7 protein-coding genes are annotated in these 12291 nt (G+C 60.0%); 2 read left to right on the top strand and 5 right to left on the bottom strand.

Going from position 1 to position 12291, the window contains the following annotated elements:
• Positions 1–308: 308 nt before the first annotated feature.
• Positions 309–1066 (bottom strand): IS5 family transposase gene (locus tag WDN46_23630; protein ID MEJ0096282.1). Its coding sequence is split into 2 segments (ribosomal slippage): positions 309–727 and positions 727–1066, totalling 759 coding nucleotides; the frame shifts between segments, so codons are not numbered across the junction.
• Positions 1067–1262: 196 nt separating this feature from the next.
• Here WDN46_23630 and WDN46_23625 point away from each other — a divergent pair.
• Positions 1263–2024 (top strand): hypothetical protein, encoded by a 762-nt coding sequence (locus WDN46_23625; protein MEJ0096281.1) that lies wholly within the window; start codon positions 1263–1265, stop codon positions 2022–2024.
• 194 nt (positions 2025–2218) lie between these two features.
• Here WDN46_23625 and WDN46_23620 read toward each other — a convergent pair whose 3' ends face one another.
• Positions 2219–3856 (bottom strand): carboxylesterase family protein, encoded by a 1638-nt coding sequence (locus WDN46_23620; protein ID MEJ0096280.1) that lies wholly within the window; start codon positions 3854–3856, stop codon positions 2219–2221.
• Positions 3857–4374: 518 nt separating this feature from the next.
• Here WDN46_23620 and WDN46_23615 point away from each other — a divergent pair.
• Positions 4375–6009: a carboxylesterase family protein gene (locus tag WDN46_23615; protein ID MEJ0096279.1), complete on the top strand. Its 1635-nt coding sequence runs from the start codon at positions 4375–4377 to the stop codon at positions 6007–6009.
• Positions 6010–6145: 136 nt separating this feature from the next.
• Here the strand turns inward: WDN46_23615 and WDN46_23610 are convergent, their stop codons facing one another.
• From WDN46_23610 to WDN46_23600, 3 genes are read right to left on the bottom strand one after another with little or no spacing between them, the layout of a single operon-like run.
• Positions 6146–7669 carry an efflux transporter outer membrane subunit gene (locus WDN46_23610; GenBank protein MEJ0096278.1) on the bottom strand — a complete coding sequence of 508 codons (1524 nt, stop codon included), beginning with the start codon at positions 7667–7669 and terminating at the stop codon, positions 6146–6148.
• A complete protein-coding gene (locus tag WDN46_23605) occupies positions 7666–10815 on the bottom strand; it encodes an efflux RND transporter permease subunit (protein ID MEJ0096277.1) in 3150 nt (1049 codons plus the stop codon). Before WDN46_23605 ends, WDN46_23610 begins: the two co-directional genes overlap by 4 nt.
• Positions 10816–10826: 11 nt before the next feature.
• Positions 10827–12038, bottom strand: coding sequence for an efflux RND transporter periplasmic adaptor subunit (locus tag WDN46_23600; protein ID MEJ0096276.1), 1212 nt, complete (start codon positions 12036–12038; stop codon positions 10827–10829).
• Between the last annotated feature and the right edge of the window lie 253 nt (positions 12039–12291).

Here is a 12291-nt window from a genome sequence, read left to right as displayed (position 1 = left end):
ACTGCATGCGCGGCAGCGGCGGCTGCCGTCTTTTGCGTCCCTCTGGATTTGCTCGTCATCCGGCTCGGGCACGCGATCGATGGCTGCCGGCCTTTCTCGAGGTTGAGAGGAGGCGGGAAAGCTACTGTTCGACAGATGAACGGGGCTTAAAAAAGGAACGAGGGGCTGGCGGCGGGCGTTAATGCCCCAGACATTGCTACTCGGAGCTTAGACGCTACAATATAGAGATAATAACTGCGCGCCTCAAAAGCTTGGCGAACGCTCGGTCGCGAATATGATACATGTTATCACGACCCTAGGGTCCAGACTCACAACCAGTAGCAAACGGTAGCGGCGATGCAGACTGTGGCGAGGAAGTTTAATGCGTTTCGGTCGTAGCGCGTAGCCACGCGCCTGAAGTCTTTCAGGCGGCAGAACATGCGTTCGATGGCGTTGCGGTTTCGATAGAGGAAGGGCGAGAAGCAGTTCTTCCACCTGCGATTGGCCTTGGGCGGGATATTCGGCATAGCTCCGCGCTCCTCGACCTGCCGACGGATCGCATTTGCGTCGTAGCCCTTGTCGCCATGGAGGATTTCGCAAGGAGGAAGTCGCGCGATAAGCTCCGCGCCCGCCGAGCAATCGGCGATTTGGCCGCCGGTGAGCATGAAAGACAGCGGGCGGCAGTCCGCATCGGTCAATGCGTGGATTTTGGTTGTGCGCCCGCCGCGCGAACGGCCGATGGCCTGATTCTTCTCCCCCCTTTGCCGCCACTGGCCGAGCGATGCGCCTTGACCGCCGAGGAGTCGATGAGGACCTGCGCCGGCGGCCCGCCTGCTTGCGCAAGCGCGTGGAACAGATCGATCCAAACGCCCTTAGCAGCCCAGCGAACGTAGCGATTGTAGAGAGTCTTCTTTGGCCCGTACTCCAGCGGCGCGTCAATCCAGCGTCCGCCAGATTTCAGCACATGAATGATCCCGCTGACCACCCGGCGATCATCGACGCCCGCCTTGCCGCGCGTGTCCGTGGGAAGATGCGGCGCGATCTTCGCGAACTGCGCGTCCGTCAGCCAGAATTGATCCCGATTCATAGTCGCTTCCTTTCGGAAGCTGTGAATCACAATCCGCCTGTCACGCCAACCATTTTATGGGTCTGGGCCCTAGTCACAGCCGGGCCGGAGCGCGGCGAGCTTGAGATCGATCGGAAATAGCGAGCAGCTGGACAGCGGCGTCGGATTCGGCGCGACTGAACCAATCCCAAATCACTAAAAGCGGAAGGTTTTGCGCGTGAACAAAGTCCCACAAATCACTTTGGCCTTTTGGATAATGAAGATAGCGGCGACGACGCTCGGCGAGACCGCAGGCGACCTTTTGTCCATGACGTTGAATGTGGGTTACGCCGTCAGCAGCGTCATCTTGGCGGCCATATTCGTCGCTGCGCTTATCGCCCAGCTCGCGTCGAAATCCTATCACCCATTCCTGTATTGGGCCGTCATTCTCGCGACCAGCACCGCCGGCACGACAATGTCGGATTACATGGATCGCACGCTGGGCCTTGGCTACGCGACCGGCTCCATCATTTTGGTTACGATCCTGCTGTGCATTCTTCTTGCGTGGCGTTTCAGCGTCGGTTCGCTGTCCGTCAATAATATCCGGACGTTCAAAGTTGAAATGTTCTATTGGACGGCCATTCTATTTTCCAACACGCTTGGAACGGCTCTGGGCGACTTCTTGGCCGATAGTTCGGGGCTGGGATTTGCCGGCGGCGCGCTTCTGATTGCCGCCATTCTAGCGTCGATCGCGCTGGCGGCATTTTATTCGCCCATTTCGAAGACCTTGCTGTTCTGGGCGGCGTTTGTGCTGACCCGGCCTTTCGGCGCAACGATGGGCGATTTTTTGACGAAAAGTCACGAGCAGGGCGGACTCGGCTTCGGCACAATCGGCTCTTCCTTGATCCTGGCGTTGATCCTCATTGGCTTGATTGCGGTTACGACGAGGAACGGACGTGCGCCACAGCCTTCGCGAGATGAAGCTGCGAAGATCACGTAATCATAATGGGGGCTTTGATTATCGCTTCCCGGAGCTTGGCGTGGCTTAATTAATTGCGGGAAGCGGGCAGCCATCCGGGATGGCCTGCGCCGCTATCATACACGGCGCTTTGAACTTATCGGCGCGGTAAAGAGAAACTCTCTTGACCGCGCCTAGCGAATTTAAAATTCATATTTGCAAGCTGGACACGCTGATCATTGCGCCAGTATTTTATCCCAGAAATCACACTGGTTTGCGGTCGAATATTCTGCGTCTGAAATCGTGGACAGGGCCGGGATATTCTCCGACAGATAATGCGCCTTGTCATCAGGCGTGTAGCGAGGCCACGGGCTATCGCCCTCTCCGTTTGGATTGCCGGTCCTGGCAAAATTTGTCCAGGCCGCCACAAGTTGATTAGAGAGCGCTTCCTGTTTCTTGTTCAGCCGATGTGGAGTGCCGTCGGCCCCACCGTGCCATAAAGGAAACAGATATTGAATATCGCTGGTATGGTAAGCCAGCGCCTGGAACCCAGGCATTTTGGGAAAGTAGAACGGAGCCGTTCGGTCATCAAATTCGTAGGCGTAAACCGGCACTTGATTGGCGATTGATTTGAGGATTTGTCGCGTCGGGCAAGGAAAGTTCACGCTCCCCTCCGTCGCCACCGCATCCATGGCTAATTGCGGCGTCGCGTAGGCATGAAGCGAATAGCGGGCCAGCACTTTATTGACCGTGTCTGCCGGAAAAGCGGGCGGCGCCCCCGAGGGTCCCGAGTTGCCAGTGTAGCTGGTCCTGACGAAGTTCACGAAGTCCGCTTCTGTAAATCGCGCCCGTGGCTTCTTAAAATATTCCGTAATCGCTAGGCCGAAGTTACCTTCATCGCGCGTCGAGCCGCTGATGACGGGAACATGATTGAACTGTCCGCTTGCGAACGCCGCCTTCATCCCTGCGGCGGGCAAGATTTGGCCGTCGCTGACCACGCCATTCAAGGTCGGGTAAAAATTGGCGCTTTCGGTCCCTTGTACTTTCATGATCTGCGCGACGGGCAGACCGCGCAGGCATTTAGCAGTCGCCGAGTCCGCGCCGGAGCCGCAGCCCGCAGCGGCGGCGAAGGCGCCCCCAATCGCTTCGGCGAATGGCAAAGGCGCTGGCTCCTGCACGCCGCTTTCCCATATCGCTCGGTGGAACAGCCCGGCGGCGAGCGGCGAGGCCATGTTGACTTGCGTATCGAGCGAACCCGCAGACTGGCCGCCGAGAGTGACGTTATTCTGGTCGCCGCCGAAACCGGCGATGTTTCGCTTCACCCATTGCAACGCGGCCTGCTGATCGAGAATTCCATAGTTCGCGAAAAGATGGTTCTCAGCGTCAAGCGCGGGATGGGCCAGAAAACCCAGAACCCCAAGCCGGTAATTTATGGTAACGACGACTGTGCGGCCTTGGGCGGCGAGCTTCGTCCCATCGTAGCTATCGCTCGCCCCGTCCATGTTGCCGCCGCCGTGAATCCAGACGATCACTGGAAGCTTCGCCGACGAATGGACCTCAGGCGCATAGACGTTCAAATAGAGACAGTCTTCGTTGTTGTTAGGCGGTCCAGCGAATGGGCCGAACGTCGTGATCTGCGCGCACTGCGGCCCGAAAGTCGTCGCCTTCAGAACATCTGTCCACGGCTCATGTTTCTCAGGCGGCCGCCAGCGAAGTTCGCCTACCGGCGGCGCAGCGTAAGGAATGCCGAGGAATTTGGCGACGCCGCGGCTGCCAAGAAACCCTTCGACTGGGCCTTCCTTGGTTTCGACTTTCAGATCGTTTGCCGCCTGCGATTGCAGCGGGGCAAACAGCATTGTTGCGGCGATCGTCATCCCTAACGCGACGCTCGTTTTCGTGAAAGTCCTTCGTTGCGCGCGCACACGCGCGCAGAGCCGCAGCCCTGAAACCTCGAACATATTTGCTCCAAATAGATTGATTATCGCGACGGCGAACTCGTCACTCCGCAAGATCCGTACCGGTAGAGGCGCCGCCGCGCCTCTTCTTTGGGGAGCGATCGCCCGCCGGCCGCGAGATCGTAACTACTGAAGGCAGCCGCCAGGATATGTTGGGCGCCGACGAAAGCATTCCGTCTCTGTCAAAACAAGATTGACCGAGTGACGCAGGGAATATGAACTACAGCGCCAATATCACGCAAAGTTGATGACTGCATCGTCCGGCAATAGATTTTGTCACGGGCTTTATCTCAGAAATAACCCGCTCCCTTCTAAAGCGATTTCACGAAATATCTAAATTATTACAGGCGCAGGAATTTTATGGAAGATCGACCGAACAGGGCTCGATTACCGTTCCCCCCGTCACAATAAAAGTGATGAAAAAATAGGGGGAAGAAATGTCCAAGCTTTCAGAGCTATGGCGATATATGCGCATCAGCGCTTTGCTTTCCTTAGGGGCCGGCGCGGCATTGGTGCCAATGGCGGCGCACGCAGCCAACGCTCCCAAGGTTGAAACGCAGGAAGGTCCAGTCAAAGGATTCATCAAGGATGGCGTCGCCGAATTCCTCGGCATTCCTTACGCAGAGCCGCCGGTCGGCAATCTGCGCTGGAAGCCGTCGCAAAAGCATGCAGTCTGGACGAAAGTGCTGGATGCGACGGCCTTCGGCCCGACTTGCGCTCAGATCACGACGCTCGGCGTGTTTGCAGGCCCAGCTAACAACAACGAAGACTGTTTATACCTGAACGTCTTCACGCCCGACGTCGATCCAGCGGCGAAAGAGAAGCTTCCGGTGATTTTCTGGATTCACGGCGGCGGCAATGTCGACGGCGAGAGCAGCGACTACGACGGCTCCAAACTGGCGGCGCAAGGCCATGTGGTTGTCGTCACCATCAACTACCGCCTGAACCTTATGGGCTTCCTTGCCCATCCCGCGTTGGACGCCGAAGGCCATCACTTCGGCAACTACGGCATTCTCGACCAGCAGTTGGCGCTCAAATGGGTGAAGCGGAATATCGGCGAGTTCGGCGGCGACAAAAACAACGTTACCGTCGGCGGCCAATCGGCGGGCGCGGAGGACACCGGCATCAACATGGTCTCGCCGCTAGCTGCGGGCCTGTTCGAGCGGGCGATCTGCGAAAGTTTCTGCCCCAGCACAGTGCCGACGTTGGCGACTGCTGAGGCGGCCGGCACGGCCTTCGCCATCGCTGCAGGTTGCGGCGGCGGCTCGGATCCCGCCACCGCCAAATGTCTGCGCAGCCTGCCGGCGGCGAAGATAGAGGAGCTCGCAGGAACGGCTAGCGCCCAAAGCGCTTTCATAACCGGACCGCTCCTTGATGGCGTCGTCATCCCGGTTCAGCCGATGACGGCTTTTACAAATGGCGCTTTCAACCATGTGCCCCTGATGAATGGGAATGTGGAGGATGAAGAAAACTTCACGCTCGCCATTACGGAGTTCTTCTCCGGGCCGCCTCGCACGCCGCCAACTTCGGAGCAATACACCAACTTCGTCAATACAAGCTTCGGGGCCAATGCCAAGGCGGTCCTCAACCGCTACCCCTTGGACGCTTTTGCGAGCCCCCAATTGGCTTGGGATGCTGTCGGGACCGACCCTGGACTATGCGCCCAGCGGAAAATCGATCAAGTTCTGGCCCCTCAAATACCGGTCTATGCTTATGAATTCGATGAGCGAACCGCTCCGTTCTATTTCCCGAAAATGCCTGGGTTCGTTTCCCTCGCCTACCACACGAGCGATATCCAATATCTGTTCCCGCTTTGGCATGGCGGCCCGCTCGGCACTCCGCATGAGCTCAACAACAAGCAGGAGAATCTCTCGAATCAGCTAGTGGCGGCTTGGACGAACTTTGCTCGGACGGGAAACCCGAACGGGCAGGGCAATGCCCCATGGCCGGTCTATGTCGCCAACAAACCAGATAAGCCTGCATGGTTCTCCGAGAACATCCCGGTCTCATCTACTTTCACCGACGCGCAATTCTCAGCCAATCATAAGTGCGACTTCTGGAACTCGCTTTAATCTTTAAGGCAAGAAGCGCAAACCCATCCGGGCGATGGAAGGACGGCCGCTAACGCGGCCGTCTTTTTTGCTCAGCGAGATGATCCAACGAGATGATCCCGGCGCGATGGATTGCTTGTCGGTCTCGGCTAACTGGCTACAAGGGCTGCGCCGTAGTCGCCGGCGCTGCGGCATGCTCATGCCAGCCGCCGAGCGCTTTGTACAATGTCACCAAATTGACGAGCCGAGCCTGATTCAAACCCAGCAGCGTCTGTTGCGCGGAATATAACGTTTCCTGCGCTTGCAGCACCGGCAGATAGTCGTCCACCCCCGCGCGGAACCGGTGCGTCGATAGACGAAGGCTGTCCGCGGCGGCATTCACCAATTGCCGCTGCGCCTTCACCTGGTCGACATAGGTTGTGCGTGCGGCCAGTGCGTCGGACACTTCGCGGAAGGCCGTCTGAATCGCTTTCTCGTATTGAGCGACCTGAATGTTCTTCTGCACGTGGGCAAGGTCCAAATTGGCCTCGTTCTGGCCGCCCGTGAAAATGGGTAGGGTGATCTGCGGTTCGAAGCTCCAGGTCAGGGCGCTTTTGGTGAATAATCGGCTGAGCTGAGTGCCTGCGACGCCGCCGCTTCCGGTGAGCGAGATGCTGGGGAAGAAGGCGGCGCGGGCCGCGCCGATATTGGCGTTGGCGGCGATGAGGTCGTGTTCCGCAGCCACGATGTCCGGGCGGCGGAACAAAAGGTCGGACGGCAATCCGGCCGGCAGGTCGCTCAGCAGCCCCTGCCCATTAAGGCCTTTGCCTGGCGGCAGATCCGCCGGCATCGGCTCGCCCAATAGCAGAACCAGCGCATTCTCATCCTGCGCCTCTTGCCGCGTATAAAGCGCCAGATTGGTGCGGGCGGTATCAACTGCGGTCTCCGCTTGCCGCAGGCTGAGCAGCGTCGTCGCGCCGCGTTTGAACATCGCGTTGGTCAGCTCGTAGCTGGCCGTCTCGCTCACTAGCGTATCCTGGGTGATCTTCAACAGGTCGCGGTCGGCGAGCACCGCCAGATAGCCGCTGGCGACCTCGGCCACCAGGCTGATCTGCGCGCTGCGCGCCGTTTCCTCATAGCCGAGATATTGCTCAAACGCCTCGCTCGTCAAACTGCGTAGACGGCCGAATACGTCCAACTCGTAAGAGGCAAAGCCAATCCCGGGATTATAAAATTGATAGGATACGTGCTGGTTGCCGGTATTGATGGTGCTGGCCGGGCTGGCCGTCGCCCCAGGCGTCCCGGATGCAATTCCAGCAGGGCTCTCCGGGATCGCCGCATTCGCCGGCAAGGACCCCAACTCGGCGATGGCGCTCGCGCTGATTTGCGGAAACAACTCGGAGCGCTGCACCCGAAATTGCGCCTGCGCCGCCGCCACGTTCAGCACGGCGACCCGCAAATCGCGGTTGTTGCGCAGAGCCACATAAATCAGGGTTTGCAATCTCCTATCGGCAAAGAACTCACGCCAGCCGATGGAGTCGGCTGAGTCCTCCGCCTGCTTCGCGCCCTTATAGGCGGCGCCCGAGGGATAATTTGACGCCACAGGCAGATCCGGCCGCGAATAGTCGGGGACCAGCGAGCAGCCGCCGAGCAGAGCGGCGGCGCAGGCGGAGAAAGTGAAGGCGCGCCTCATTCGCGTCATACCCTGACCGCCGGTTGGCGTTCGTGCATCTGCGCATTTTCCTCATGGTTCAGGCGTTTCACCTTGAACAGGCGCAGGATGAGGACGAAGAACACAGGGACCAGGAAGATCGCAAAAATTGTGGCGGACAGCATGCCGCCAACCACCCCGGTGCCTATCGCGTTCTGGCCGCCAGAGCCGGCGCCAGTGGAGATCGCAAGCGGCGTCACGCCGAGGATAAAAGCCATCGACGTCATCAGGATTGGCCGCAGCCGCTCCTGCGCCGCGATCACCGCCGCCTCCGCCAGCCCTTTCCCCGCCTCGAAATTCGCCTTGGCGAATTCGACGATCAGGATCGCGTTCTTGGCGGCCAGCCCGATGGTCGTTAACAGACCAACCTGGAAATACACGTCGTTATTCAATCCGCGGAAATAGGTGGCGAGCACGGCCCCCACGACGCCAAGCGGGGCCACCAGCACCACCGCCACCGGGATCGACCAACTTTCGTAAAGCGCGGCGAGGCAGAGGAACACGACGATCAGCGATCCGGTATAAAGCAGTCCGGTCTGCGATCCGGATTTCTCCTCCTGATAGGACAATCCGGTCCAAGAGTAGCCGAATCCGGCCGGAAGCGCGCCGGCGATTTCCTTCATTGCGGCGATCGCGTCGCCGCTGCTCAGTCCAGGCGCCGGCGAACCTAGAATTTCGACCGACGGCGTGCCATTATAGCGCTCCAACTTCGGCGAGCCATAGGTCCAACGCCCGGTGGCGAAGGACGAGAATTTGACCATCTGGCCGAGGCTGTTGCGCACATACCAGCTGTCGAGCTGGTTAGGCAGCATGCGCGAGTCGCTATCGCCCTGCATATAGACGCGCTTCACCCTGCCGCGATCGACGAAGTCATTGACGAAGGCCGATCCCCAAGCCGCCGAGAGCGTAGTGTTGATGTCGGCGATGCTGAGACTCAGCGCGTTCGCCTTCTCCCGGTCGATGACGATGGTATATTGCGGTTCGTCGTTGATGCCGTTCGCCCGCACCGCCGCCAGCCGCTTATCCTTGGCGGCGGCCGCCAGCATCTCGTTCCGAGCCGCCATTAGCCTGTCATGACCGAAATTGGCGCGGTCCAACAGCTCGAAGTCGAAGCCGGTCGCATTGCCGAGCTCCAACACCGCCGGCGGGGCGAAGGCGAACACCATCGCGTCTTTGATCTGACTAAACCGCGCCATCGCTCGCCGGGCGATCGCCTGCACCTTATTCTGGTCGCCTGGTCGATCTTTCCAGTCCTTCAGCTTAACGAAGATGAGGCCGGCGTTCTGACCGCGTCCGCCGAAGCTGAACCCATTGACCTCGAAGACGCCCTGAACGTCATTTGCTTCATCCGTGCGCAGATAATCCGAGACATCGTCCAGCACTTGCTGCGTGCGCACGCTGGTGGCGCCGGGCGGCGCGGCGACCTGCGCGAACATCACGCCCTGGTCTTCATCCGGCAGGAATCCGCTGGGAACTCTGAGGAACACGACGACCAGCGTCGCCGTGATGGCGGCGAACGCCAGCAGCGAAAAGACAGGGTGTCGGATCGCCCATTTTACGCCGCCGATATACCTGCGATTGCCGCGATCGAAATTGCGATTGAACCAGCCGAAGAAGCCGCGTTTGCCGCCCTTCTTCGGGCGTTTCAGGATCGTCGCGCACAGCGCGGGCGTGAAAATCAGCGCCACCAGCACCGACAGCACCATGGACGAGACGATGGTAATGGAGAACTGCCGGTAAATCACGCCGGCCGAGCCCCCGAAGAGCGACATCGGCAGGAACACCGCCGTCAGCACCAGCGCGATGCCGACCAAAGCGCCGGATATCTCGTCCATCGATTTGCGGGTGGCTTCTTTGGGGGCGAGGTCGTCCTCCACCATCACGCGCTCGACATTCTCGACCACGACGATCGCGTCGTCGACCAGCAGTCCGATGGCGAGAACCATGCCGAACATTGTGAGGCTGTTGATCGAGTACCCCGCCAGCGAGAGGATGGCGCAAGTTCCCAGCAACACGACGGGCACTGCGATGGTCGGGATCAACGTCGCCCGCAAATTCTGCAGGAACAAATACATGATCAGAAACACAAGCACGATGGCGACTAAGAGCGTCTCGACGACGCCCTCAATCGAAAGCCGCACGAACGGCGTCGTATCGTATGGGTAAATCGCCTCGACGCCCGGCGGGAAGTTCGGCCGCAACTGGTCGATCGTCGCGTGCACCGCCTTCACCGTATCCAGCGCGTTGGCCCCGCTGGCGAGCTTCACCGCCAGGGCGGAGGCCGGATGGCCGTTGTACTTGGTGTCGAGAGAATAGCTTTCGGCAGCCAGCTCGATCCGCGCGACGTCGCGCAGGAGCACTTTCGCGCCGGTCGGCTCCACACGCAACAGAATCTCGCCAAATTGCTGCGGCGTCTGGAGATAAGACGGCCCTATGATGGTCGCGTTTAGCTGTTGGTTCTCGGCGGCGGGCAATCCGCCAAGTTCGCCGGCCGCGACCTGGACGTTCTGCGCTTGGATGGCGGTGCTGACGTCGCCCGGCGTCAGGCCAAAATTGTCGAGCTTCGCGGAGTCGAGCCAGACGCGCATGGCGTATTGCGAGCCGAAAAGCAGATAGTCGCCGACGCCGGAGGTGCGGCTGACCGGGTCTTGCACCGAGGAGGCGATGAAGTCGCCAAGGTCGGCTGAACTCATGGACCCGTCAGTGGACACGAAGCCGACCACGACCAGGAAGTTTTGGGTGGCCTTCGCGACTTGAATGCCTTGCTGTTGCACTGCTTGCGGCAAACGCGGCTGCGCCAGCTGCAGCTTGTTCTGCACCTGCACCTGGGCGATGTCCGGATTTGTGCCCTGATCGAAGCTGAGAGTGATGGTCATGCTGCCGTCCTTGTCGCTCTCAGACGAGAAGTACAGCAGATGGTCGAGGCCGCTGAGCTGTTGTTCGATCACCTGTACGACCGTGCTTTGCACAGTCTCGGCAGACGCGCCGGGATAGGTGACGGTGATCGAAACAGCCGGCGGCGCGATGCTTGGATACTGCGCGACCGGCAACGAGCCGACCGCGACCGCGCCGGCCAGCATCAAGACGATGGCCAAAACCCAAGCGAAGACCGGGTGATCGATGAAGAAACGGGACATGAATAAGCGCCTTACTGCGCGAGCGGCTTCGCGCCAGCGGCGACCTGCGTCAGCCCCGCGCTGTCGCCTGCGAGTTTTATCTCATTGGCGCTTACCTGCGTGCCTGGGCGCACCATCTGCACGCCCCTCACAATCAGCCGATCGCCGTCGTTAAGGCCATCAGTGACCAGCCATGCATCGCCAATCGCGCGATCGGTCGTCAGGACGCGGATTTGCACCTTGCCGTCAGGGTCGACGACGAGCGCGGTAGGCTCCCCTTTCTGGTTGTGCGTCACGCCTTGCTGCGGGGCCAGGATTCCGCTTTGCCGGATTCCTTCCTGTAGTTGCGCGCGGACAAACATGCCGGGCAGCAGCAGGTCATCGTCATTCGGAAAAATCGCGCGCACGGTGACGGCCCCGGTCCCTTGATCGACGGTGACTTCGCTGAACTGCAAGACACCCGGGCGCTCATAGCTGGAGCCATCCTCCAACAGCAGTTTGACCGGCGCCTTGCCTTCGCCCGCGCTTTTGATCTGCCCGCTGGCCAATTCCCGCCGGAGCCGCAAGATGGTTGTGGTCGGCTGGGTCGCGTCCACGTAGATTGGGTTGAGCTGAGTCACGGTCACCAGCGTGCTGGTTTGGTTGGCGGTGACGAGCGCTCCCTCCGTGACTGCGGAGCGGCTGGTGCGCCCCGTGATCGGCGACAGCACCTTCGTATAGGCCAAATTGATCTCGGCGGTCTTGATCGCGGCCTCAGCCGATGCGACGTCCGCTTCGTACTGCTGCAGCGTCCCGATCGCATTATCGAGGTCCTGTCGACTGACCGCTTTCTCGGCGGCCAGCGGCCGGTAGCGGTCGACAGTCAATTGCGCCGTCCTCACCGAGGCCTGCGCGTGCAAAAGCGAGGCCTGCGCGCTGGCGAGGCTGGCCTCATATGGAGCCGGGTCGATCTGATAAAGCTGTTGACCGGCCTGCACCAAGTCGCCTTCGACGAATAGCCGTTTGAGAATGACGCCGCTGACCTGCGGCCTGACCTCCGCCGTTCGGTAAGGCGAGGTGCGCCCCGGCAGATCCGTGATCAACGACACCGGCTGAGCATGCAAGGTGACGACGTCCACAGACTGCTTGGGCGAGGGCCCTGACGGACCGGCCTGCTTTTGCTCGTCGTTGCAGCCAGCCAAACCCAGGCTCATAACCATTGCGGCGACGAAGCTGAGCCGCATCGAAGTCCGACGAATATTCATGGTATATTTCAATCTATTCTCGCCACGGCGAACGAGCCGCGGGAGGCTCGCTGAGATGGACGCGATGGCTGGATGGCGCGTCAAGAATTAAGAAACCGGCCGGTTCCCAATTGCTGGAAACTGAACGGTTTGTCAATCCCTCGCCGTTCATGCTTTTGTTATGGCATCGTCGGATTGGCCGGCGCGCTGCGGGAAGACCCTCACTTGATACCGACCGATTTGCAGACCAAATGCGCCGGCGTCGGCCGACCCC

The organism is Methylocella sp. (assembly GCA_037200525.1).
Classification (GTDB): Bacteria; Pseudomonadota; Alphaproteobacteria; order Rhizobiales; family Beijerinckiaceae; genus Methylocapsa.
The sequence above is the reverse complement of the archived record's forward strand: the minus strand, read 5'-3'. Positions and strand labels throughout refer to the sequence as shown.